Source organism: Streptomyces sp. NBC_00885 (assembly GCF_045207475.1).
GTDB lineage: Bacteria > Actinomycetota > Actinomycetes > Streptomycetales > Streptomycetaceae > Streptomyces.
Genome location: NZ_CP108796.1, coordinates 8,187,257 through 8,209,790, shown reverse-complemented (window position 1 = coordinate 8,209,790; position 22,534 = coordinate 8,187,257). Strand labels below are relative to the sequence as shown.

21 protein-coding genes and 1 pseudogene are annotated in these 22,534 nt (G+C 70.6%); 12 read left to right on the top strand and 10 right to left on the bottom strand.

Annotation, left to right across the window (positions count from 1 at the left end):
- Positions 1 to 6 precede the first annotated feature (6 nt).
- Complete coding sequence (locus OHA61_RS37395) at positions 7 to 762, top strand: ankyrin repeat domain-containing protein (protein WP_406306833.1); 756 nt, start codon at positions 7 to 9, stop codon at positions 760 to 762.
- A gap of 207 nt (positions 763 to 969) precedes the next feature.
- Here the strand turns inward: OHA61_RS37395 and OHA61_RS37390 are convergent, their stop codons facing one another.
- The 4 genes from OHA61_RS37390 to OHA61_RS37375 all read right to left on the bottom strand — a co-directional run bounded on the left by OHA61_RS37390 (position 970) and on the right by OHA61_RS37375 (position 7,876).
- Complete coding sequence (locus OHA61_RS37390) at positions 970 to 4,494, bottom strand: SpoIIE family protein phosphatase (protein WP_406306832.1); 3,525 nt, start codon at positions 4,492 to 4,494, stop codon at positions 970 to 972.
- Between the two features lie 169 nt (positions 4,495 to 4,663).
- The gene (locus OHA61_RS37385) at positions 4,664 to 4,837 is read right to left on the bottom strand and encodes a hypothetical protein (RefSeq protein ID WP_406306830.1); all 174 of its coding nucleotides are present in this window, start codon (positions 4,835 to 4,837) and stop codon (positions 4,664 to 4,666) included.
- A 409-nt stretch (positions 4,838 to 5,246) separates the two neighbouring features.
- Positions 5,247 to 6,515: an MFS transporter gene (locus OHA61_RS37380; protein ID WP_406306828.1), complete on the bottom strand. Its 1,269-nt coding sequence runs from the start codon at positions 6,513 to 6,515 to the stop codon at positions 5,247 to 5,249.
- Positions 6,512 to 7,876 carry a rhodanese-like domain-containing protein gene (locus OHA61_RS37375; protein ID WP_406306826.1) on the bottom strand — a complete coding sequence of 455 codons (1,365 nt, stop codon included), beginning with the start codon at positions 7,874 to 7,876 and terminating at the stop codon, positions 6,512 to 6,514. Before OHA61_RS37375 ends, OHA61_RS37380 begins: the two co-directional genes overlap by 4 nt.
- Before the next feature lie 85 nt (positions 7,877 to 7,961).
- On the opposite strand from OHA61_RS37375, the gene OHA61_RS37370 reads away from it, so the two are divergent.
- The 3 genes from OHA61_RS37370 to OHA61_RS37360 are packed head-to-tail and all read left to right on the top strand — an operon-like array spanning position 7,962 to position 10,146.
- On the top strand, positions 7,962 to 8,630 hold the full coding sequence (locus tag OHA61_RS37370; RefSeq protein ID WP_406306824.1) for an ArsR/SmtB family transcription factor: 669 nt from the start codon (positions 7,962 to 7,964) through the stop codon (positions 8,628 to 8,630).
- Positions 8,627 to 9,796 (top strand): cysteine desulfurase family protein, encoded by a 1,170-nt coding sequence (locus tag OHA61_RS37365; protein ID WP_406306822.1) that lies wholly within the window; start codon positions 8,627 to 8,629, stop codon positions 9,794 to 9,796. Before OHA61_RS37370 ends, OHA61_RS37365 begins: the two co-directional genes overlap by 4 nt.
- Positions 9,793 to 10,146: a sulfurtransferase TusA family protein gene (locus OHA61_RS37360; protein WP_406306820.1), complete on the top strand. Its 354-nt coding sequence runs from the start codon at positions 9,793 to 9,795 to the stop codon at positions 10,144 to 10,146. The genes OHA61_RS37365 and OHA61_RS37360 overlap by 4 nt, the downstream gene beginning before the upstream one ends.
- 676 nt (positions 10,147 to 10,822) lie before the next feature.
- Here OHA61_RS37360 and OHA61_RS37355 read toward each other — a convergent pair.
- Positions 10,823 to 12,049, bottom strand: a complete 1,227-nt coding sequence (locus OHA61_RS37355) for an MFS transporter (RefSeq protein ID WP_406306818.1) — start codon at positions 12,047 to 12,049, stop codon at positions 10,823 to 10,825.
- A pseudogene (locus tag OHA61_RS37350) lies at positions 12,046 to 12,948 on the bottom strand (flavoprotein); the annotation flags it as partial. The pseudogene OHA61_RS37350 and the gene OHA61_RS37355, both read right to left, overlap by 4 nt.
- Positions 12,949 to 13,174: 226 nt before the next feature.
- Between OHA61_RS37350 and OHA61_RS37345 the strand changes: the two are divergent.
- Both OHA61_RS37345 and OHA61_RS37340 read left to right on the top strand, forming a co-directional pair.
- Positions 13,175 to 13,546 carry an ArsR/SmtB family transcription factor gene (locus OHA61_RS37345; RefSeq protein ID WP_406306816.1) on the top strand — a complete coding sequence of 124 codons (372 nt, stop codon included), beginning with the start codon at positions 13,175 to 13,177 and terminating at the stop codon, positions 13,544 to 13,546.
- 22 nt (positions 13,547 to 13,568) lie between these two features.
- A complete protein-coding gene (locus OHA61_RS37340; protein ID WP_406306814.1) occupies positions 13,569 to 14,084 on the top strand; it encodes a GNAT family N-acetyltransferase in 516 nt (171 codons plus the stop codon).
- A 51-nt stretch (positions 14,085 to 14,135) separates the two neighbouring features.
- Here the strand turns inward: OHA61_RS37340 and OHA61_RS37335 are convergent, their stop codons facing one another.
- Positions 14,136 to 14,675 carry a DinB family protein gene (locus OHA61_RS37335; RefSeq protein WP_406306812.1) on the bottom strand — a complete coding sequence of 180 codons (540 nt, stop codon included), beginning with the start codon at positions 14,673 to 14,675 and terminating at the stop codon, positions 14,136 to 14,138.
- A gap of 598 nt (positions 14,676 to 15,273) precedes the next feature.
- On the opposite strand from OHA61_RS37335, the gene OHA61_RS37330 reads away from it, so the two are divergent.
- A complete protein-coding gene (locus OHA61_RS37330; RefSeq protein WP_406306811.1) occupies positions 15,274 to 15,984 on the top strand; it encodes a CBS domain-containing protein in 711 nt (236 codons plus the stop codon).
- A gap of 141 nt (positions 15,985 to 16,125) precedes the next feature.
- On the opposite strand, the gene OHA61_RS37325 is transcribed toward OHA61_RS37330, so the two are convergent.
- Positions 16,126 to 16,992 (bottom strand): universal stress protein, encoded by an 867-nt coding sequence (locus OHA61_RS37325; protein ID WP_406306809.1) that lies wholly within the window; start codon positions 16,990 to 16,992, stop codon positions 16,126 to 16,128.
- 791 nt (positions 16,993 to 17,783) lie between these two features.
- Here OHA61_RS37325 and OHA61_RS37320 point away from each other — a divergent pair.
- The 3 genes from OHA61_RS37320 to OHA61_RS37310 all read left to right on the top strand — a co-directional run bounded on the left by OHA61_RS37320 (position 17,784) and on the right by OHA61_RS37310 (position 20,415).
- Positions 17,784 to 18,242 carry a Crp/Fnr family transcriptional regulator gene (locus OHA61_RS37320; RefSeq protein ID WP_406306807.1) on the top strand — a complete coding sequence of 153 codons (459 nt, stop codon included), beginning with the start codon at positions 17,784 to 17,786 and terminating at the stop codon, positions 18,240 to 18,242.
- Between the two features lie 32 nt (positions 18,243 to 18,274).
- Positions 18,275 to 18,559: a DUF1876 domain-containing protein gene (locus OHA61_RS37315; RefSeq protein WP_406306805.1), complete on the top strand. Its 285-nt coding sequence runs from the start codon at positions 18,275 to 18,277 to the stop codon at positions 18,557 to 18,559.
- A 1,001-nt stretch (positions 18,560 to 19,560) separates the two neighbouring features.
- Positions 19,561 to 20,415: a universal stress protein gene (locus tag OHA61_RS37310; RefSeq protein ID WP_406306803.1), complete on the top strand. Its 855-nt coding sequence runs from the start codon at positions 19,561 to 19,563 to the stop codon at positions 20,413 to 20,415.
- Between the two features lie 190 nt (positions 20,416 to 20,605).
- Here OHA61_RS37310 and OHA61_RS37305 read toward each other — a convergent pair whose 3' ends face one another.
- Entirely contained in the window at positions 20,606 to 20,842 is a 237-nt protein-coding gene (locus OHA61_RS37305) for a hypothetical protein (protein ID WP_406306801.1), read from the bottom strand.
- Positions 20,843 to 21,171: 329 nt separating this feature from the next.
- A complete protein-coding gene (locus OHA61_RS37300) occupies positions 21,172 to 21,306 on the bottom strand; it encodes a hypothetical protein (protein ID WP_406306799.1) in 135 nt (44 codons plus the stop codon).
- Between the two features lie 246 nt (positions 21,307 to 21,552).
- On the opposite strand from OHA61_RS37300, the gene OHA61_RS37295 reads away from it, so the two are divergent.
- Positions 21,553 to 22,125, top strand: coding sequence for a hypothetical protein (locus tag OHA61_RS37295; protein WP_406306797.1), 573 nt, complete (start codon positions 21,553 to 21,555; stop codon positions 22,123 to 22,125).
- A 133-nt stretch (positions 22,126 to 22,258) separates the two neighbouring features.
- The gene (locus OHA61_RS37290) at positions 22,259 to 22,525 is read left to right on the top strand and encodes an SHOCT domain-containing protein (protein WP_406306795.1); all 267 of its coding nucleotides are present in this window, start codon (positions 22,259 to 22,261) and stop codon (positions 22,523 to 22,525) included.
- Positions 22,526 to 22,534 lie beyond the last annotated feature (9 nt).

The following is a 22,534-nucleotide window of genomic DNA, read 5'->3' as shown; positions in this document are numbered from 1 at the left end:
CCGGCCATGGTGACGCTCCACTCGCACGATCCGCTCGCCGTCGCCGTGACCAAGGCCATTCACACCGGCGATCTTCCAGCACTTGAGCAACTCCTCGCCGACCACCCCGGCTTGGCCACCACCAGGATCAGTGAAGCCGCAGGAGAAGGCTGCGCGGGCGGGGCTTCCCGCAGCCTCCTGCACATCGCGGCCGACTGGCCGGGCCACTTCCCCAACGGACCCGCGGTTGTCGCTGCCCTCGCTGCAGCTGGAGCCGACCCCAACGCCCGGTTCGACGGCTCCCACACTGAGACGCCGCTGCACTGGGCGGCCAGCAGCAACGACGTAGCCGTGCTCGACGCCCTCATCGAAGCGGGAGCCGACCTCGAGGCGCCCGGTGCAGTCATCGGCGGTGGCACCCCACTGGCCGATGCCCGTGCATTCGGCCAGTGGCAGGCCGCGTACCTCCTCATCGAGCACGGTGCGCACATCACGCTCCAGGACGCCGCGACTCTCGGCCTGCTGGACCGCGTCGAAGCCTTCGTCGATGCAATGGAAGCACCGGCGCCCGACGAGGTGACGCGAGCCTTCTGGGGTGCCTGCCAGGGCGGGCACCTGCAGACCGCGCAGTACCTGCTCCGGCGAGGCGCGGACATCGACTGGATCGGCTACGACGACAAGACGCCACTTGACACAGCCCTCGTCAGCGAAGCCGACGAGGTGAGCGATTGGCTGCGCAGCCAAGGCGCGAAATCCTGGAGCGAGCTTCCGCGCCGCCCCTAGATTCGGGCTGCCTTGAACGTCGCCGGCCCTCAGGCAGATGCCTGGACCACATTCAGCCCGGGCAGTTTTCACCATCCGCCGGTTCGACCGTTCAACGCCAACGCCCCCACCGACCACACCGTCGCGCGCCGGCGCCCAGGCGAGCAGCCCTGCGCAGGCGGTCATGCCAGCACCAAGACGACCAGGCGGCGCCCGCCGGCACACCGGTTATACGGCACTTCCGCCGGCCTGCGGGTCGCCGGTTCGACGCGATGGTTCGGCGGTGGCGGCGAGCAGGGCGGTGTCATCGTCGACCCGGTGGGGGGTGTTCAGCAGCTCCAGAGCCCGTTCGGTGATCTGCTGGGGATCGGTGCGGGCGGCGGCGGGCATCGCGCCGCAGGTCTGGCGCAGGGCCCCCAGGCAGTAGTCCAGGGACAGCACCCGGTTTTCCACCAGGCCGTCGGTGTACAGCAGCAGGCTGGTGCCGGGCGGGAACGCCACCTCGTGGTCGACCGGGGTGCTGCCCAGTCCCAGCGGCAGCTCCGGGGGCAGCTCCAGGTAGGCGGTGTCGGCGGCTACCAGCAGGGGCGGCAGGTGCCCGCTGGCGGCGTAGCGCAGGCGGTGGCGGTGTGGGTTGTAGACCGCGTACAGGCAGGTGGCGAAGCGTTCAGTGGCGAGCGACTGCAGGTAGGTGTCCAGCCTGGCCAGCACCCGGGCGGGGCCGGCGCCCTCCATCGCGAGGCTGTGCAGGGCGGAACGGAGTTGGCCCATCACCGTGGCGGCTTCCACGTCGTGGCCCATGACGTCGCCGATGGCCAGCCCCACGGCACCGTCGGGCAGTGCGAGCACGTCGTACCAGTCGCCGCCGACCTCGGCGCCACGGTTGCTGGCCCGATAGTGGGTGGCCAGGCGCACCCCGGGCACCTGGGGCAGGCGGTGGGGCAGCAGGGCACGCTGCAGGGTCAGGGCGAGGCGGCGCTCGTTGTGGTACCGGGCGGAGTTGTCGTAGGCCAGGGCCAGGCGGTGGGCGAGGTTCTCCAGATACTTGTGTTCGACCGCTGAGTAGTCGGCGTGCCGGACCAGTACCAGGGCCCCCAGTGTCTGGTCGTGGGCGTGCAGCGGCAGGGCCAGCACGGCGGCGGGCGCCGGGTGAGGGCCGGCTGGGGCGGTGCCGTTGATCGCGTGGGTGGCGGCGGTGGCCAGGGCCTCGCGGGTCAGAAGGGGGGTGCCGGCGATGTACGCCGGGGGCGACTGCGCCGGGGCGGGTGCCGCGGCGGTGAGGTGAATGCTGATCTGGTCGGCGAAGTCGGGCAGCAGGATCCGGCCGGCAGTCTGCAATACCTGGTCCGGGTCGAGGGTGGCGGACAGCCGCAGGCCCGCGTCGGCCAGGGAGGCCAGCACGGCCACCTGGTTGCGGGTCTCGGTCAGGACCTGCTCGCGCAGCCGGGACAGTTCCAACCCGGTGCGGACGCGAGCCAGCAGCTGGCGCGCGGAGAACGGTTTGGCCAGGTAGTCGTCGGCGCCGGCGTGCCGGCCCTGCACGGATTCCTCCTCGCCGGCGCGGGCGGTGAGCAGGACGATGGGCAGGCGGGCGGTGCGCGGGTCGGCGCGCAGCGCCCGGACCAGCTCGAAGCCGTCCATGCGGGGCATCATCACGTCGCTGAGCACCATCTCCACCGGCTGCGCCAGGGCCATCTCCAGGGCGGCCCGGCCGTCGGCGGCGAGCAGCACGTAGTAGTCGGGCTGCAGGAGCTGGGTGAGGTAGGCGCGCATGTCGGCGTTGTCGTCGACGACCAGCAGGCGGGCCCGGTGGGGGCGGTCGGTCACGTGCGGGCCGGGGCCGTGGAGGGCATCGTGGGTCGCGGGGGCGTGCGGGGTGCGTGCCGCGGCGGGGACGGGGTCGGCCGCCAGCCAGCCCAGCGCCTCGTCCACATAGGCAGCCGCGCGGCCGGGCCGGCCGACTCCGCCTTCCCTGGGGGTTTCCCCAAGGGATCCAGCGCCGGCCACGGGCGGGTCCGGGCGGGGCAGGTGGGCGGCGGCGAAGGGGAGGTCCATGGTGACGGTGGTGCCCTGGCCGAGCCGGCTGTCCACGCCGACGGTGCCGCCGTGCGCTTCCACCAGGTCCTTCACCAGCACCAGGCCGAGGCCGCTGCCCTCGTGGGAGCGAGAGCGGGCGCCGCGGACCCGGTGGAAACGCTCGAAAAGGCGCGGCAACTCGTCCGCGGGGATGCCGGTGCCGGTGTCGGTCACGGTCAGCCGGGCCCGGTCGCCGACCGCGGCCACCTGCACCCGGGCGCCGCCGGTGAAGGTGAACTTCAGTGCGTTGCTGAGCAGGTTGAGGATGATCTTCTCCCACATCTCCCGGTCCAGGGACACCGGCTTGGGCAGCGGCGGGCAGTCCACCTCCAGCGTCAGCCCGGCCGCCTCGAAGGCGGAGCGGAACACCCCGGCCAGCTCGGCCGTGGCACCGGCGAGGTCGACCGGCTCGACGGCCGGGCGCATCTGCCCGGCCTCGGCCCTGGCGACGTCCAGGAGGGTGTTGACCTGCTTCAGCAGACGCAGGGCGCCGCGCTCGGCCAGCTCCAGCTGCTCGCGCCGCTCGGGCCGGTCCTCGTCGGCCAGGGCCTGCTGGAGCGGGCCCAGGAGCAGGGTGAGCGGGGTGCGGAACTCATGGCTGACGTTGGCGAAGAAGGTGGTCTTGGCCCGGTCCAGCTCGGTCAGCGCCTCCGCCCGCCGGCGCTGCTCGTCGTGGGCGAGCGCGGCCGTCAGCGCCCCGGCCACGGAGGCGGCAAGTACCTCCAAAAAGTCCCGGTAGGCCCCGGCCGGCGGGAAGCAGGGGTTGAGGCCCACCACCAGGACGCCCCCCACGTGGCCCGCGCAGTCCAGCGGCAGGGCCAGCGCCTGCTCGACGGGGAGCCGGGAGGCCGCGGCGTGCTGCCCGGTCGTGTTGCCGCCGGTGAGCGCGGCGGCCGGCAGCGTGGCAGGGGCACCGTCGGCGACCACCTGCGCCAGCCGGGCCGCGACCTCCGCCCCGTCGGCCGCACTCAGCGAGACGGCCTCGGGCGCCGGCCGGAGCCCGGCGGAGGCAGCCGGCCGCAGCATCCCCGGCTCTGAGGCCAGATACAGACCCAGGAACGGGATCTCCTCGGGATAGGAGCCCAGCACCTCCGCGACGACGCGGGCGACCTCGCCCGGGGTGGGCAGCCCGGCGGTGCGGGCGCCGGTCTCGCTCAGCAGGCGCAGCCGGCGCTCGCCCAGTACCCGGCCGGTGGTCTCGGTGATGATCTGCAGCACGCCGCCGGCGGTGCCGTCGTCCAGCAGCACGGGCTGGAAGGCGGAGTCGAAGTAGCACTGTTCCGGAAAGCCGTGGCGCTCCATGATGAGCGGCTCATCGGGGATCAGCAGGGGCTTGCGGGTGTCGGTCACATAGTGGAAGTGGGAGCTCACGGGGTGGACCCAGACCTCAGGGAACACATCCTTATAGGGCCTGCCGAGCGCCCAGGGGTGTTTGGCGCCGACAATGGGTGAGGAGCCCAGGTTGTACAGCGTGGCGAATTCGGCGCCCCAATACAGAGCCATCCCATGCTCAGAGGTGAGCATGAGGCGCAGGGTGTCCACAAGGGGCCCCGGCCAGGACTCGGGGGGCCCGAGCGGCGTCGCCGCCCACTCGATCCCGGCCAGAAGCTCGCCGAACGCGCCGGCCTCGGCGAACATCCGGGCCGCCGCGGTGCGCGGGTCCTCCGGCCGGGTCATCGGGAAATCTTCCTCCTTGCGCCCCTTCCGGGCAGATCGGACGCCGGATCCGACGGTTCTGGCTACGCTCCTGCCAGAATTGCAAGGTTAAATTAATCAAAACTGTGATTTGCCCAGCAGTGTACGCTGCAGCCGCACGCCGACGGCGGCGATCGTCGACTCGCAGTCCCTATGGACGACCGACACGGTCGGCGCCGACGGTGTCGGCCGGGACGGCGGGAAGAAGGTGGCGGGCCGCAAAGGGCAGGTCGTGGATTGCCGGGGCTTGCTGCCGGCCACCGCCGCGAGCGTCCAGGACCGGGATGCCGCGATGCCCCTGCTGCAGCGACTGTGTGAACTCCACCGCAGGATCACCCTGGTGTGGGCCGACGGCGGATACGCCCGCTCGTCGACTGGGGCCCGCACCCCGCTCCGCCTCGCGGTCACCACCGTCAAACGCACCGATGATGCCACGGGGTTCGTCGTCCCGCCTCGCCGCCTCACCGGCGAAGCCACCCCAACCTGGCGCGACCCGACCCCGTGGGAGCCTCGTGGCCGTTACCGCGCCAGAACGTCTGCGCGCAGCCTACATCCGCCTCGGGAGCCGCTCCTTCAATCCTTAGCGCACGGTGTGGCATCGCGACCCGATTGGCAGGTGGTCGATTTACGTCGATGGGGAGCGACTCGACAGGCATGCCGCTACGTCAGTGCACAAGCCTTGCCGCTGGAAATCCGGCCAGTCGGCCGTACCGGTGGTTGGCGCGGCCCTGGTGTCAGTTGCGTGGGTGGGTCTCGTACATGCGGACCGCTACGACGAGGCCTGATGCGGCGGTGAGGGCGGCGATGACCCAGATTGCAGTGGTCAGGCTGAAGGCGTCGGCCAGGACTCCGGCAAGGAGGGCGCCGACGGCGAAGCCGCCGTCGCGCCACAGGCGGTACACGCCGACGGCGCGGGCGCGCCAGGCGGGGTGGGCGACGTCGCCGATGACGGCGAGCAGGGTGGGGTAGACCAGGGCGGTGCCGATGCCGAGGAGGACTTGGGCGGTGGCCCAGACGCCGAACGTTGTCCCGGCGGCAACGAGTGCGATTGCGGCGGCCTGCAGCAGCATGCCCGCGGTGATCAGGTGCTTGCGGCCGACGTGGTCGGACCACCAGCCGGTGAGCATCTGCCCGGCGCCCCAGACGGCGGGGTAGAGCGCGGCCAGGATGCCGATCTCGGCGATGGACAGACCGTGCGCGGCGAAGAGCAGGGGGAAGATGCCCCAGGCGAGGGCGTCGTTGAGGTTGTTGACCATGCCGGCCTGACTGGCGGCGGAGAGGGCCTTGTCGCTCAGGCTGGTGAGTCGCGCGATCTGGCCCGTGGTCAGTTCCCCGTCGTGCTCGCTGCCGACAGGGGTGACGTGGCGGGCGGCCTCGAAGCGGGCGTGGTCGCGGGTCTCGTGTACCGCGAAGGTGGACAGGCCCAGTGCGAGGACGATGTAGGAGGCGCCGAGCAGGAACGGCTCGGGGCGCAGGCCTGCGTGGTCGGCGATGGCTCCGGTGGCCATGGCAGTGGCGGCGACGGCGACATAGCCTGCGGCCTCGTTGAAGCCCATGGCCAGGCCGCGTCGTTCGGGGCCGACCAGGTCGATCTTCATGATGACCGTGGTGGACCAGGTAAGTCCCTGGTTGATGCCGAGCAGGATGTTGGCGGCGATGATCCAGCCCCAGGACGGGCCCCAGGCCAGCATGGCGGGAATCGGCAGGGCGATCAGCCATCCGGCGATCAGAACCGGCTTGCGGCCGTAGCGGTCGGACCAGGTGCCGGCGAAGAAGTTGGTGACGGCCTTGGTGGCGCCGAAGGCCAGGATGTAGGTCAACGCGGAGGTGTAGGCGGACAAGTGGAAGACATCGTCGGCCAGCAGCGGCAAGACCGTGCGCTCCTGGCCGAGCATGCCGCCGACCAGGGCGTTGACCACGACGAGCAGGCTGAACTGGGCCAGATTGGCACGCAGTCCGAGGCGTATGCCGGAGCTGGTCTCGTCGGTGGCGTGGGTGGTCACGCGCTCTCCTCCAGGGGGTGGCCGGTGGCTTTGGACCAGTCGCCGGGGCCGCCGTCGAGGACTGCGAGATCCCGGTGCCCGGCGCGCTGCAGGAGGCTGGCAGCGGTCATGGCGCGTTCGCCGTGCCCGCAGTGGACCACCGCGCCGTCCGGTGCTTCATCAGTGTGTGCGACGAGGTCTCCGAGTTCGATGTGGACCGCGTCGGCGATGTGGCCGGTGGTGTGCTCGGCCCGCTGACGTACGTCGAGGACGGGACGCTCGGCGATCCGGTCGGCGGTGACCAGCGCAATGGTCTGCTGCGGTCCGCCGTCGGCGGTCCAGGCTGCCATGCCGCCGCCGAGGTGCCCGGCCAGCCACTCGTATCCGATCTTCAGGGACTGCCAGGTGAGTTCGGCGAGGTCCTGTCCTGGGGCGGTGACGAAGACGAGCGGGACGTCGTCGGGGAGCAACCAGCCCAGCCAGGTGGCGAACTGGTCCCGCAACGGGATGGAGATGGCGCCGGGGATGTGGCCGGCGGCGAAGTCCGCGACGGAGCGTACGTCGACGAGCTGTGCGCCCTGGCCCAGCAGTTGGCGTGTGTCGGCCGTCGTGAGCGCGGCGAGCGTGGGAGCGGAGCCGATCACCGCGGGCCCACGACGGTTGATCTCGCCCAGGCGGTCGAAGTAGGCCGGATAGGAGCCGAGACTGCCGAGCAACTCCCGTACGAGGGCGTCCTCGTCGGGCGCGGCCAGCAGCAGGTTGGCCCGCTTCTGTGCGGCGATGGTGGTGGTGCGTTCCGCGCCGGGCGGGGCGGAGCAGAAGGACCCGGCGCCGTGCGTCGGCCACACCGCGGTCGCATCCGGCAGCTCGGCCAGGCGCTTGAGCGAGCGGTACTGGGCACGGGCCGGCTCCTCCGCACGGTCGGCGCCGAGCAAGTCCGTACGGGCGGCCGAGCCGACGATCAGCGAACCGCCGGTGAAGACTCCGAGCTCGCGTGCCCCGTCCAGGAGCAGGAAGGACAGGTGCTCGTCGGTGTGGCCGGGCGTGGCCAGCGCCCGCAGGGTCAGTCCGCCGAGGTCGGTCTCGTCGCCGTCGGCGAGCGCGGTGTGCTCGAAGGCGCGGTTCCCGGCGGCGGAGGCGAGTACGGCCGCGCCGTCGTCGGCGGCCAGCTGCACCGCACCGGACAGGAAATCGGCGTGCAGGTGGGTGTCGGCGGCGAAGGCAACCGTGAGCCCGCGCCGCGCGGCAGCCGTCCGCAGGGCACGCAGATCTCGGCTCGCGTCCACGGCAAGGGCCCGTCCATCACCGAGGTCGACGACGTAGGCGCTGTTGCCCAGCCCCTCATCGACCAGCGGTATGAAGTGGTCGTCGGCGAAGCCCATCGGATCCTCCAGGTGTCACGGCAGGTGCAGGTCGCTTCAGCACCCACCCTTAGCTACAATATTCCATGGAACGATGGAGGATGCCATGGGAGACCCCGCACGCAAAGCCGCGCTGTACGACGCATTCGCGCGCACCGGCAAGGCGCTGAGCAGTGGAAAGCGCCTGGAACTGCTCGATCTGCTGGCCCAGGGCGAACGCACCGTCGATGCGCTCGCCAAGACCGCGGGGCTGAACCTGACCACCGCCTCGGCGCACCTGCAGACCCTCAAGCAGGCCGGACTCGTGGCCACCCGCCGTGACGGCGTACGCATCCACTACCGGCTGGCCGGAGTCGACGTCGCCGCCCTCTACGCGCTCCTGCGCCAGGTCGCCCAGACGCACCAGACCGCCGTCGAACCCGCCCGCACCGCCTACCTCGGCACGGACGACGCGGCCGAGGTCGACCGGGAAGACCTACTCGCCCGCACGGCGGCAGGCGAGGTCGTAATCCTCGATGTGCGTCCGGCCGAGGAGTACGCGGCCGGGCACATCCCCGGCGCGCGCTCCATCCCGGTCGAGGAACTCGCCGACCGCATCGCCGAGTTGCCCGACGAGACGGAGGTGGTGACCTACTGCCGGGGCGCCTACTGCGTGCTGGCCTACGACGCGGTACGTCTGCTCCGTGAGAGCGGACGCAGGGCGGTGCGGCTCACCGACGGAATGCTGGAGTGGCGGCTGGCCGAGCTGCCCGTGGAGACGGAGAGTGCCGCGTGATCCCCGCTCACCCGGGCCTGGCCGGCGGGCCCGTATATCTCGACTACAACTCCACCACCCCAGTCGACCCGCGGGTGGTCGAAGCGATGCGGCCGTACCTGGCGGACTGGTTCGGCAACCCCTCCAGCGACCACGCCTATGCGGCAGAGCCGACGGCGGCCCTCCACCGCGTCCGCACCCAGGTGGCCGAGCTCATCGGCGCGGAGACCGGCGAGATCGTGTTCACCGGCCCCGGCTCGGAAGGGAACAACCTCGCCCTGCGCGGTGCCGTCCTGGCGGCGAAGGTTGACCGCCCGCATGTGATCACGCAGGTCACCGAACACCCCGCCGTGCTGGAGACCTGCCGCGCGCTGGAGCGCCTGCACGGAATTGAGGTGACGTACCTGCCGGTTGACAGCGACGGCCTGGTCGACCCGGCTGCTCTGGCCTCCGGCCTCACGCCGAACACGGTCGTCGTCTCAATCATGGCCGCCAACAACGAGACCGGCGCCCTCCAGCCAATCTCCGACCTGGCCCGCATCACCCGGGCCCACGGTGCGCTTTTCCATTGCGACGCCGCCCAGGCGACCGGAAAAATCCCGCTGGACGTGAGGCACTTGGGCGTCGACCTACTGACGGTCGTCGGGCACAAGATGTACGCGCCCAAAGGCGTCAGCGCCCTGTACGTACGCCACGGCGTCACGCTCGAACCGCTGCTCTACGGCGGGGGCCAGGAGCACGGCCTGCGCGCGGGCACCGAGAACGTGGCGCTCGCCGTCGCGCTTGGCACCGCCGCACACCTCGCCGCCGCGGACCTGGCAAGCGGCGGCCCCGAACGCGTCGCTGGGCTGCGCGACCGCCTCCACGCCAGCCTGGTCGAGGCGCTGCCGGGCCGGGTGCACCTCAACGGCCCCGTGGAACCGCGTCTGCCCAACACCCTCAACCTCAGCATCGACGGCGTTCGAGGCCACGAACTCCTCGCCGCTGTACCGGAGATCGCCGCCTCCACCGGCTCAGCCTGTCACAGCGGCACCCATACCCCCTCACCCGTCCTGCACGCGATGGGCCTGGACGACGCCCGCAGCCTGGGCGCTCTACGGCTGTCGATCGGCCGCTGGACCACGGCGGACGACATCGACCGCGCCGCCGAAGCTCTGATCACCGCCGCCCGCGAAGGTCTCGCATGACCGCCTCTGTCCGTCAAGGTCCGCCCCTGGCCGTCGACGGCTCGGGCCTGCTGTGCGTCACCCTGCTACTGCGTGTCCGCCGCGAGATCGACGGCGCACCGCCGGGCACCGTCGTGCATGTGAAGGCCACCGATCCGGCCGCCCCGTTGGACCTGTCCGCCTGGTCCCACCTGACCGGCCACATCTACCTCGGCCCCGTTCCCGGGGACGGGATCGCCGCGACGTACGCCTTTGTCGTCGCCGAGTCCGCGCAGCGCACGGATCCAGGATCGCCATGGCGCCTGGACACCGTTGTGAGCGCAGGCGGGGACGGTGCAGGTTCGGCCATCCACCAGACGCCAGGCCCCTGACCTGGCCTGCCCCCCGTCGTCGTGCAGAGGGACGGCAGAGTCAGGACGGCATGTCGGGCACGAGCCCCAGCTGCCCGAGGAATTCCATCTGATCTGAGAGCCCGGTCCAGACCCGAGCCGATGCCGCGGTCGTTGTCGTCCAGGATGTGGCCGGTTTGGGGGGTCGCTTATCGGTTCTCCGTTCCTGTCGTGGTGGTGGCGCGTGGTTGTGCTGTGACGGTGGTCAGTCGGGACGGCACGAGGGTGACGTGCCTGATTTGCGGCCGTTCCGGTTGGGGGTCTTCGGCGGTCAGGTCCTGGTGCCGTCTTTCTCCCCGTGGGCTTGAGGGCGGCAGCCCCAGGCGTCATCGACCGGTGTGAACTTGCCGGCCGAGCGGGCCTGCTCCAGGGCGGTCGCGGCCGACGCTCGCCGTTCCCGGCCCGACGCGCCGTGGCACAGGGCCGATCGCTGACGTCTAGCGGCTTCGCAGCTCGTGATTCCCTTCCGACGCGTAGAGGCTCCGCCCCGGTACTCGGGTACGGAGCCTCTGTGGCCGTTATCGCAGGCCGGACGTCTGCGAGCAGACCATCGATCGACGGCGGGCTCCACCAGGGTGAGCTCTCCGGCATCCGTGCGAACCCGCTTCGAACGCGCGGTGTGGAGGATGAACCCACAGCCGGGCGGCAGTTGCCGTTCCTAGGCGCCTGTGTGGCTGGGCAGAGTATTCAGGGCGAGGGCGGCGGCGATGACGGACGCCGCGGCGAGGAGGCCGAACAAGTGCGGGTAGCCGCCCAGCGGCGAAGCGAGCGCGGCCCCGGCGAAGGGCGCAAGGGCGGCTGCGACATGGCCGGCTGCGAGGAGTCCGGAGAGGCGGCCGTAATGGGTGGTGCCCCAGCGGTCGGTGACGGCGGTGGCCTGAAGCAGGGTCATGTTGCCGCGGACCGTCCCCGCCGCGATCGAGAAGGTGACCAGCAGGGCGTACGGGCCCGGCGTGAGCGCCAAGGCGGCGGTCGTGACGCTGCCGAGGGCGACCAGGGCGCTGGTCCGCGTGGTCACTCCGGTGGGGCGGGCGAGCGTGGCGTACAGGGTTCGGCCGAGGGTCTGTCCTGCGCCGCCGAGTCCGAGGGCCCAGGCGGCCTGAGTGGTGGTGTATCCGCGTTCGAGCAGGAGGGGGACGAGGGCAACGACGACGGCGTACATGGCGAAGGCGGAGAGAGTGAGGGATGCGGCGAGCATCCAGAACGGTCGGCTGCGTGCAACGGATGCCGCACTGCAGTCGGTATGCGCGGTGGCAGGTGGAGGCGCCTTGGGCCAGGGGGTGTTCAATGCGATCGCGTGCGCAGGCACTGTGACGACAGCGAGGATCCCGCCGAGCACCAGGTAAGTGGCGCGCCAGGAGAGGTGGTTGGCGAGCGCGGCGGTCAGGGGGGCGAAGACAGTGGAGGCAAGACCGCCGGCGAGGGTGACAATGGTCAGGGCGCGGACGTGGTCCGGTGCCCACCAGCGGGTCAATGCCGCGAAGGCGGGCAGGTAGAAGCTGGACGCCATCGCAAGGCCGGCGAGCAGCCACCCCGCTGCGAACACCGTCAGGTTGGGGGCGGTGGCGATGACGAGAATGCTGAGGGCGCCAAGTATCGAGCCGGACGTCATGACGGTGCGTGGGCCTCGGTGGTCGAGGACTCGGCCGATGCAGATCCCGGCGAGCGCGGAGATGAGCAGGGCGGCGGAGAACGCCGCGGTCGTGGCGCCCGTCGGCCAGCCGGTGTCGGCGGTGATCTGCGGGTTCAGGACGGGGAAGGCGTAGTAGAGGATGCCCCAGCTGGTGACCTGCGTCAGGCACAGGGCAGGGAGGGCGGCGCGGGGCCGCGACCGGTCCCCTGTTCCGGTCGCGGCCCCACGGCTGCCGGCGTTGAGGTCGGTCACGAGCCGCAGCATCCGCCGGACGAGGTAGCCGCAGCGGTGCCGATCTGTACCAGAGCGGGCGCGGGGGCGCAGCCGCCGCCGGACGTCTCGCTGGTGTCGGGGGTGTTGAAGAGTCCGGCGCCGCCGCATACACCTGTTTCGGGGAGGGTGAGTTCGACGCGGTCGGCTGCTTCGATGTCCCCGGCAATGGCGGCGACGACGGAGCGGACCTGCTCGTAGCCGGTCATGGCCAGGAAGGTGGGGGCACGGCCGTAGGACTTCATGCCGACGAGGTAGACGCCCTGTTCGGGGTGGGACAGCTCGCGGTGGCCGTGCGGGTAGACGGTGCCGCAGGAATGCTGGTTGGGGTCGATCAGCGGGGCGAGGTCCACCGGGGCTTGGAGGCGTTCGTCGAGGCCGAGGCGGATCTCGGAGAGGAACGTGAGGTCGGGGCGGAAGCCGGTCAGCACGATGACCTCGTCGACGGGGTCCAGGTGGCGGCCGTCCTCGGCGACCAGCACCAGGCGGCCGTCGCCGTCCCGTTCCACCGCCTCGGTGCGGAAACCGGTGACCGCGTCGGCGTATCCCTGGTCGACGGCGGCCTTCGCCGCCAGGCCAAGAGCACCGCGGGCGGGCAGCTGGTCAGCCTCGCCGCCCCCGAAGGTCGAGCCGTTGATGCCACGGCGCAGGATCCAGACCCCATGTGTTCCCGCACCGCCGTCGCCCTTGGCGAGGTCGGCCAGGTAGGCCAGGGCGGTGAAGGCGGAAGCGCCGGAGCCGATGACCGCAGTGCGCTTTCCGGCGTACCGGGTGCGGACGGCGGGGTCCTTGAGGTCGGGGACGCGGTAGGTGATCCGGTCGGCGGCTGCGCGCTCCCCCAGGGCCGGGAGGCCGCTTGCGCCCGCGGGGCTGGGGGTGGTCTGGCAGCGCGGGCTGTTGTTGCGGCATCCGGCACGTTCGGCCGCCCCCACCGTCCGGCCCTGCCCTCGTCGGGCTGGAGTGGCAGCGCGGCCCGTCATCCAACTCCCTGCACGGCGTCGGCCGGGACGCCGCCCGCGTCGCCCGGCGCCTTTCCGCCCACCTGGCCCGCCGCTGCGCTGCACGGGCCCCGCCACGGAATAGTTCGACGTGTGTCAACATAGACGTGTGTCGAATACGAAGGTGCTGCCGCTGCTGGAACCCGACGAAGTCGTGGCGCCGTGCTGCCCGCCGCTGACCGAGCGCCACATGACGGCCGAAGAAGCCGAGACGGCCGCGAAGATGTTCAAGGCGCTCGGCGACCCGGTCCGGCTGCGGCTGTTCTCCGCGATCGCCTCCCACAAGGGCGGCGAGGCGTGCGTGCGCGACATCTCCGACGTCGGCGTCTCCCAGCCGATCGTGTCCCATCACCTGAAGAAGCTCAAGGAAGCCGGGCTGCTGACCTCCGAGCGGCGCGGCACATGGGTCTACTACCGCGTGGAGCCCCCCGTGCTCGCCGCCATGGGCAAGCTCCTCACCGCCGCCGCGACGGCCGCCTGATCACCACGGGGGATCCCAGCACATGTCCAGCCACACCAGCCCGTCGTCCGCGGTCATCGTGCCGCTGTCCGCCGAGCACGCCGACCAAGTCCTGGCGATCTATCAGGCGGGCATTTACGAAGGCAACGCCACGTTCGAGACCAGCGCCCCCAGCTGGGAAGACTTCGACGCCGCGAAGCTGCCCGGGCACCGCTTCGCCGCCGTCGACTCGAGCGGTGCGGTGCTCGGCTGGGTCGCCGCCACAGCAGTCTCCGACCGCTGCGCGTATGCCGGGGTCGTGGAGCATTCCGTGTACGTGCACCCCGGCACCCGCGGCCGTGGTGTGGCTTTCACGCTGCTGAAGGCGCTCATCGCCTCGACCGAGGACGCGGGGATCTGGACGATCCAGTCCGGCATCTTCCCCGAGAACACCGCCAGCCTCGCCCTGCACGAGCGCGCGGGCTTCCGCGTCATCGGCACCCGTGAGCGCATTGGGCGCCACCACGGTGTGTGGCGGGACGTGGTGTTGCTGGAGCGCCGCAGCCCGGCAATCAGCTGACCTCAGGCGCGTGCGGAGCTGCGGCTGTCGGCTCGCTCGTGCCCAGGTGGGTCAGTCGCCGCCGTCAAGGGTGAGCTGGCGGCGGTGGAAGTCGAAGTGCTGGGTCGGGTATCGGTAGATGTCCCCATGCGTCATGAAGTCCCGGAAGAACGGGTCCCATCGGACGGGGTAGTGCATGCCCCGGGCCAGGTCTGCCTCGGATTCCCCTGCGAGTCTGCGGCGGAGAGACCTGATGACATCGTCGAACATGGAAGCCATCCAGCGAGGCCCGCAGACCTTCGCCGCTCCCACAGGTCCGAGGTAGTTGATGAAGTGGAACGGCACCGTCGCCGCATTCAGTACGCGAGCGAACGCCTTGCCGACGCCGCGCGGAAGCCGCCCGAAGACCCGCGTCAGGAACAGCAGCACGCGGACCAGCATGTAGCCGAAGAGCATGTGCCACAGCAGCTCCTTATTGGTCCACCGGGTGCCGCGGGTGGCCCTGCCCAGATTGGCCGCGGTGGCCGTCTCGAGCAGGTGGTGGAAGGTCTGTCGGGCGCGTTCGAAGTCGTCGTACACGGCCTGCCGGTCCATCGGATGCACGCTCGCCATGGCCACTCCCGCTCGACACTGTGCGGCTGTGATGGTGCCCTGGCCACAAGGCCGGGACCGACAGCAAGTGTCACCGCCGACCAGTGCGGTGGGAAGGTTCCCCAGAAACCATGTGCCGGCTGGCGGCGCGGCCGCCGCCAGCCACACATGTCTCCCTGCGTCAGGCGGCGGACTGCTACCCGGCTGTGCGGCCGGGCATGAAGCTTCTTCCCAGGTCATCCGCCTCTGTACTGCTTGTTCCGGGCGCTTTCACCCGGCTCGGGCTCACCCCCGATCAGCGGGCGGTCTTCCTTGAGGGCGGCCGAAGGGCGATGTCCTCGACGGCGGATCGGTGCCTCTCGGAGGCCGATCTGTTGTCGCCTCGCGCAGCCGGACAACCGAGAAGGCCAGCGTGCGGCCAGTGGTATCACCCTGACTCCTTGCACGTGCTGTCGTCGCCCACCATCCCGCGTGTCTCCCGGCGTGACGGGGTGACGGGGTGATCAATTCTTTTCGGAGTCCATTCGGCTCTGCTTTCACACGAGCCTGCGGCGGAGAGTGGTGGGGAGGCCGAATCCCGCATACCTGGGCCCAACAGGCTCCGAGAAGGAGCAAGGACATGCAGCACCGCACCGTTTCCGAGATCATGACGCCGAGTGTTATCACGGCGCGCCCTTCCTCGTCGTTCAAGGAGATCGCCCAGCTGTTCAACGACAACGACATCACAGCCGTCCCGGTCGTCGACGACGAAGGCCATCCCCTCGGCGTCGTCTCAGAGGCGGACCTATTGCGCAGGGCGGCGGGCCTGCCCTACCCGGAGGGACGCCGTGCCCGGCTAAGACTCATGCCACTGGATCAGGCACAGGCCGAGGCCGAGACCGCCCAGGCCATGATGACCTCTCCCGCCGTCACGGCCCGCCCGGCCTGGAGCATCGTCGAGACGGCCAGAACGATGGACCGCAATAACGTCAAGCGGCTACCCGTCATCGACGAGGCCGGCAAACTCGTCGGCATCGTCAGCCGCTGCGACCTGCTTCGGCCCTTCCTGCGGCGCGACGACGCCATCAGCGACGAAATCCACCGGGACGTGCTGGACAAGACGTTGGGGCTCTCACCGGGCACTGTGCATACAAGAGTGCGGGACGGCGTAGTAACGCTGACCGGCCGGGTCACGGAGCGAGCCGACATCCCGGTGATCGAGCGCCTGTGCCGCTCCGTCGACGGCGTGGTCGCCGTGCACCAGACGATCGGCTACGAGTACGACAACCTGGGGTTGGACGTCGAGCCGCCGCGAGGACACCGGACGACCGACGGGCAGCTCGGCATATGACGCTTCCGCCGGATGAGCACTGCAAGAGGCGAAAGGCCCATCCGTTTCTCGCGGATCCCGATTGTGGTGCACGGCAGCCAGCCGCTTCTCCGCGCCCTCCTCAGGGCCCTTCCGCCAGTTCCAGGGAAGCATTCAGCGATCCTAGTGAGCCGTTGGAGGCACCGTAACCACGGGGCAGACTGCCCTGTGCAGCAGACCATGCGGAACGGAGCCGAGTCGCATGCCGGTGAAGCCCTCCCGGCCACGGCGGCCGACGACCACGGCGAGGGCGTGCTCGGCAGCCTCGGCCAGTGCCTCAACCGGATGCCCCCTCAGCACCGTATGACTTAGCGGCACATCCCGGTGGCCACCGGACCGCCCTGCGGCCGCTTCATGCAGCTGCCTGTGGCACGACTCGAGCGCGGCCTGCTCATCGATGAATCCCAGCAGCGGGCGCTGCCACACCCACACGGCACGCACCGAGGCACCACGCGAGGCGGCGGCTTCCAGGGCATGGTCCAGGGCAGCGTCAGCCGACGGACTCCCGTCCAGCCCCACCACGAGATACGGAGGTTCCTCCACCGTGCGCCCGGCTGCCGGCACTACGACCACTGGGCAGGCGGCGTTCGCGCTCACGGGGACAGTCGTGGAAGCCGCACTGAGCACCCCCGCCAGCCGCCCCAGCCGACGCGAGCCGAGGACCACCAATCCCGCGTGCGCGGACTGCCGTACCAGCGCCTGCGCCGGATTGGCATCCGTGATCAACGTCGTCACCTCCAGACCCGGCTGACGCTCATGGGCGCAAACCATGGCCTTGTCGAGCTCCTCGTCCCCCAGCTGTCGCAAGGCCCTGTGATGGGCAGTCTCCTCGACACCGCGCACGCGATGGGTCACGGGCAGCACCGCGTGGACCAACTGCAGGGGGACTCCGCGGCGGGCGGCTTCATCGGTCGCCCAGACCAGGGCGGCATCCTGATCTTCGGTGTCGACGCCGAAGACGACCGGGCGTACTTCACGGGCAGATGTCATGATTCCTCCACCGCTCTGCATCCGCACATGGCGGCGGCCACCGGCCGCGACCACAGCTCAGGTCCAACGCTACGCACAGGAACGGTCGACGCGGCAGGACCGAGTGGGCCCCCTCGATGGAGCCGTTCGTCCGTGAATCGGCAAGCATGGGGACCTTCGACCCCCGATCCTGCCTGTTCGGCTCCTGCGATCGTGAATCTGGTGCGGTGGACTGGATGTTGAAACTGCGATTCCGAGGAGCCCGGTCATGGCTGAAAACGCACGCAAGCAGAAAATCCCGCTTCCCGACCTGCCCGACTGATTCGAGGCTTTCCCCGCTCATGCCGGCCATGGCGGGCCGACGGAGGATTGCGATACACGACCGGAGGCGCGGAATCGAGGCACACGGGGGCGAGACGGTGTCGTCCAAGAACGACTGCATGAGTCAGGCGACCAGGGTGTACAGCGGGCCAGGCGCGCAGCTTCCGCTATTGAGGACACTAGGCGCCGGATACGGACGATCCGGGTGCGGAGTCTCTCCGGCTGATGTACCGGGCCCGAAACACCCGTCATGAAGCCGGCTGTCTTCGCTGGGGCGCGCGACCGCTGTTCCACGGCTGACGTGATCAGCCACGTCACTGTGCGGCTGGTGCGACATGGCCCGACCTGCGCCACGCAACGAGGCCGCATGGGCACACAGCTGGGACCTCTCGGCCCAAGTGGGCGGCGTGCCGCCGAGGCAGCCTGGAGGCGTGGACACGATTGGCACCCGCACGGAGCAACCGCCGGGGTCGGGACTCGGGAGGACACCGATGAACAGCACTTTTCTCCACGGACTGCCCTCGGAGGGCCATGACCGTCTGATGGCATGTTCGCACGAGGTCTCGTTCCCCGCCGGCACACGGATCTTCGACGAGGGCGACACGGCCGACCGGTTCTGGATCATCCGCACCGGCACCGTCACCCTCGACCTCCAGGCACAGGGCCGCCGCGCCACCGTCGAGACGCTGGGCCACGGCGATCTGCTCGGCTGGTCCTGGCTTGTGCCCCCGTACGACTGGCGGCTGAGGGCCGAGGCCTTCAGCCTGGTGCGGGCCCACGAGTTCGACGCCACGGCCGTGCGCGCCCTGTGCGACCTGGATCCCGCATTCGGCCTCGCGCTGACCCGCCACGTCCTGGAGGTCGTCGCCCACCGGCTGCAGGCCACCCGGATCCGCCTCCTCGACCTCCACGCGCCCCACGGCAGCGGCGTGATGCAGGTCCCGCAGTGAATTTCCTGCGGTATCCGAAACGGAGAGACGTCATGACACGCATAGCCGAGTGGAAGATCCGGCTCTACCTGTTCGAGGAGGACAGGTCGACGAAGGCCAGCGTCGTGCTGGACACGGGAAACACCGTACTCACCGGCCACGGTGCCGCCCGCTGCAACCCCGCGGACACTGACGTGCCGGAGATCGGGGACGAACTGTCCGCGAGCCGCGCCCTCCACGACCTCGGGCGTCAGCTGATGATCGCGGCCTACGGCGACCTGGAGGCCCTGCCGACCAGGCAGTCGGCGCCAGCCGCCGCCACGCGGGCCGCGCCCTGAATCCGGGCAGGCCGTGCCCTCGCATGGCGCTCCGCGCGAAGCTCGGCCCCCACCGCGAGCAGAGGAGGCGGCTCCGCCCAGAAGCCACAGCACGATGTCGTCGACGTCCACGCCGTTGCGGCGAGCCACAACGACGGGCGAGCTCGTGGGCGAGCAATGAGGCGAGGAAGACCAGGGCCGTTGCCAGCCCGGTCAGCCAGTACAGGACCCGGGCGTGCCCAAGTTGCGTCTCCCGGCAGCCGGCCCTCGGCCAAACCGAGCGCGATGATGCGGAAGACGAGCAGCACGCTCCAGTGCACTCCGATCCGGACACCGGCCATGCGTCCCAGCGCAAACGTCGCACGCACCGCGTACTCCCAGCTCGACCGTGTCGGCACAGCAAACGGCGGGGAGGACAACCCACTTCTCGTGGATCCTGATTGCACGGTGCGCGGTTTCGCTCCGCTGCTCCGTGTCCTCGTTCCGTCCTCCTCGTCAACTCCAGTCAATCGCCACCGGGCTGTGCGGCACAGGTCCACGAGGGGTACATCGCAGGGCCACTCGGCCCTTCCTGGTGGGGCCGCCGCGTCCGGAGCGGGATGCCGGGCAGCGCCGGCGCTGCCCAATGGGCGGCACGGAAGGCACCGCTCCGGAAAGGCGCCGCCAAGCCTCGTACACGCGGACGAGCGGCCGGTCCGAACGGCCCGGCCGAACAGCCCGGCCCGGGGGCCGGCAGGCCCTTGCCGAGCTGCCTCGGTGGTCCGTATGCCTGGGAGGAGAGGAAGGGAACGTCCCGGAGCTGCTGGTGTGGACATGGGACTACGTGCACCCCTACCCGCCGCCGGAGTGCTCCGGCCCCGCCGGAGCGGACCGCCCGGGCCGCCCGGACACCCGAGGCGGAGGAGCTGACAGATCACCGGCGACAGCTTGGGGAGGAGTTCACCAGGGTCCGCCGTGACCTTGACGAACTCCGCGGAGCCGGGGGCGGTGAACGCTGATGGCCCCCACTCGAGGGAGAGGCAATGACTGACACGATCATGGTCGGAGTCGACGGCTCCGGGCGCAGTCTGCGCGCCCTGGTGTGGGCCGCCCGCGAGGCGGCACTACGCAGTTGCGCACTGCGCATCATCCATGTTCTACCGCCTGAACACGAATACGCGAGCACCCCTGAGGGCCGCGCGTGGGAAGAGAGCCACCGCGACCGGAGTGTGGTGGCCGAGGCCACCACGATCGCCAGGGAAGCCCATCCGGACCTGGATGTGACGTCCGCGCTTCCCTCCGGTGCCCCACCGGCCGTGCTGCTGGCCGAGTCCGAGCGGGCTCACACGCTGGTGCTGGGTGCCAAGGGCCTGGGCGGCTTCGGCAGCCTGCTGCTGGGCTCGGTCGCGTTGCAAGTCGTCGGACACGCGGTGAGCCCCGTGGTGGTCGTCAACCACGTCACCACGGGCCACGGTCGCATCGTTGTGGGCGCCGACGGCTCAGCGCACTCCCGGGCTGCCCTTGCGTACGCCTTCGAGCAGGCATCACTGCACGGCTCCCAGCTGCGGACCGTTCACGCCTGGAGCCACCCGGGACCCCACGCACTGGTCAGCGCCGCTCAGAACGCGGCGGCCCAGGAACGCCGACAGGCCCTGGAGGAGTGGCTGGCCCCCTTGATCAAGGAGTATCCCGGGGTGGAGGTCGTGGAGGAACTTCCTGATGAAGACCCGGTCCTCGCACTGGCCCGTGTCTCGGACAGGGCCGACCTCCTCGTCGTCGGCTCCCGCGGACGTGGTGGTTTCCGCGGACTGGCCCTCGGCTCCGTCAGCCACCACCTCCTGCAGTTCTCCCAGTGCCCGCTGGCGGTCGTCCGCCCGCGCCCCGAGCCCACTGCCTGACAGCCCCGCCTCGCCCAGAGGGACCTCGCCTGTACCACCCGTGCGGCCAGGCGTCAGGTAACACCGACGCCGACTATGTGGAGCCGCCACGAAGGACTTTGACGTGTCCCACAGACCGGACATGAGCGCCGCCTCCGCCTCCGGATCCGGAAGGCTGCGGCTGACGCTGCCCGGTGTCGGGGCGATGAACTCACCACGGTTCGCGCCCGCCGGACTGCTGCTGCGGTACGGCCGCTACCGGGTGGCCTTCGACGGCGGGCCCGGCGCCGATCCGCCCCGGCATCTGGGCGCCTGGCTCGTCACCGATGAACGGGCCGAACTCCGTTCGGAACTCCGGCGCATGGCCGCCGACCGCGGCCTCGTACCGCACATCGGCGATCTGTTCCCGGAGAGCGAGCTGAGCGTGCGCGCGTGTCCGGTCGTCCACACGTCGCACTCCACCTGCGGTTATCGGATCGAACTCGGCGGCCTGCTGGCTGTGTGGGCACCGGAGCTCTGGCAGTTCCCGCCCTGGGCGGCGAACGCCGACCTGCTGTTCGCCGAAGCCGCCTCATGGAACCGCCCGATCTGCTTCCGTGGCGGCGTGGGCGGTCACGCGAGCGTCCGCGAGGTCGGCATCCAAGCCGCACGACACGGCGTACGGCGGCTGGTGTACGCCCACATCGGGCGGCCCACCATCCGCGCCATCGATGCGGGGCTGACACCGGACGTGGGCGAATGGGGCCACGCATCGATGCCCCGGAGACAGCGATCGGGCTACGGCGACGGCACCTGCGCGAGGACCTGGCCGAGCAGGGTGCCGACACTGCCACCGTGGCCCCTGTCGCCGATGTGGCGGGTAGCGACCGCGAGGTGTCCGGGCGGCACGGGCAGGCGATCTTCGCGAGCCATGGTCATCTGGTCCTGGTGGATGCCCGGAGTTCCGCACCAGCACATGAGACATCCCGGCGTCGAGCCACGGTCCGACGGGCCGGCCGCCTACCTGTCGCGGACAGACCGGAAAACCGCTGCAGCCGGCGGACCTCGGCGGGGGCCAGGCCCCGCCGAGGAGGCGACAGCAACAGTACGTCGAGCGGTCCGGGTGCCTTCGGGGGTGTACCGGGAGACGAGGACAGCTACCGATGAGGGGAGCGGTCCGTGCCACAGTCCGATGCCGTACGCCACCCTCGGCCGGACGGGATGTTCGACCGCGCGGCCGAGTGGAAGGCACTTGTGGCCTTCGCGTGCGCACCTCAGCAGGGTCCTGCCGTCGGCGTCATCTCGGGACGGCGCAGACAGGGCAAGACGTACCTCCTGAAGGCGCTCACCAGCGCCACGGGCGGCTTCTATTTCGGGGCGCAGGAAGTCACCGAGGCGGAATCGCTCCGCCAGCTCGCCGACCAGCTCGCCCTGCACACCGGGGCATCACCCGCGCTCGGCCCGCACGGCTGGGTGGACGCTGTCGACGCCCTGCTCGCCCTCGGGGAGCCAGGGCCGCTCCCCGTGGTCATCGACGAGTTCCCCGACCTGGTCCGGCAGAGCCCAGCCCTCCCTCCATCGTTCATGGTGCCTTCCGCCGCCTGCAGGCCCGGAGTTGGCCACCCCAAGCCGACGATCAGCACGGCGGCGGAGATCACCACGCCCACCTCAGCGACACCCATGGCGGACCGTCCTCTCTGCACGGTGACCCCTCAGCCTCGCTCCCGGCCACCACTACCAAGTAGAGGCTGAACGGCCCGGTGCATGGACCGTGCGGCCCTGTGCATGCGACCCCAGCGAGCGCGAGTGTGGTGGTGACAGAGACCGCAGGCAGGACGGCGGGCACCGAGCCCGCAGCCCCAGAACCCGGGGAAGTGAGATCGCGATGATGTTCTGGTACGACCACGACGTCAGCGGCTGGGGCTGGTTCGCCATGTCGGCCAGCATGATCCTTTTCTGGGCTCTGATCATTACCGCCGCCGTCCTGCTCTTCCGCGCCCTGAACCGTGCCCCCGAGCACACCCACATGCACGGCGGGCCCTCGCCAGAGCAGCTGCTCGCCGAGCGGTTCGCCCGCGGCGACATCGACGAAGAGGAGTACCAGCGGCGCCTGGCTGCCCTGCGCTCCTCCGGTCCCCTCACCAAACACTGACGCCCGCCC

Coding starts and splice junctions, on each gene's coding strand:
- OHA61_RS37360 (WP_406306820.1), top strand. CDS start 9,793: ATGACCGCCTCTGTCCGTCAAGGTCCGCCCCTGGCCGTCGACGGCTCG.
- OHA61_RS37375 (WP_406306826.1), bottom strand. CDS start 7,876: ATGGGCTTCGCCGACGACCACTTCATACCGCTGGTCGATGAGGGGCTG.
- OHA61_RS37335 (WP_406306812.1), bottom strand. CDS start 14,675: ATGGCGAGCGTGCATCCGATGGACCGGCAGGCCGTGTACGACGACTTC.
- OHA61_RS37340 (WP_406306814.1), top strand. CDS start 13,569: ATGTCCAGCCACACCAGCCCGTCGTCCGCGGTCATCGTGCCGCTGTCC.
- OHA61_RS37320 (WP_406306807.1), top strand. CDS start 17,784: ATGAACAGCACTTTTCTCCACGGACTGCCCTCGGAGGGCCATGACCGT.
- OHA61_RS37290 (WP_406306795.1), top strand. CDS start 22,259: ATGATGTTCTGGTACGACCACGACGTCAGCGGCTGGGGCTGGTTCGCC.
- OHA61_RS37315 (WP_406306805.1), top strand. CDS start 18,275: ATGACACGCATAGCCGAGTGGAAGATCCGGCTCTACCTGTTCGAGGAG.
- OHA61_RS37325 (WP_406306809.1), bottom strand. CDS start 16,992: ATGACATCTGCCCGTGAAGTACGCCCGGTCGTCTTCGGCGTCGACACC.
- OHA61_RS37330 (WP_406306811.1), top strand. CDS start 15,274: ATGCAGCACCGCACCGTTTCCGAGATCATGACGCCGAGTGTTATCACG.
- OHA61_RS37395 (WP_406306833.1), top strand. CDS start 7: ATGGTGACGCTCCACTCGCACGATCCGCTCGCCGTCGCCGTGACCAAG.
- OHA61_RS37390 (WP_406306832.1), bottom strand. CDS start 4,494: ATGACCCGGCCGGAGGACCCGCGCACCGCGGCGGCCCGGATGTTCGCC.
- OHA61_RS37370 (WP_406306824.1), top strand. CDS start 7,962: ATGGGAGACCCCGCACGCAAAGCCGCGCTGTACGACGCATTCGCGCGC.
- OHA61_RS37310 (WP_406306803.1), top strand. CDS start 19,561: ATGACTGACACGATCATGGTCGGAGTCGACGGCTCCGGGCGCAGTCTG.
- OHA61_RS37300 (WP_406306799.1), bottom strand. CDS start 21,306: ATGGCTCGCGAAGATCGCCTGCCCGTGCCGCCCGGACACCTCGCGGTC.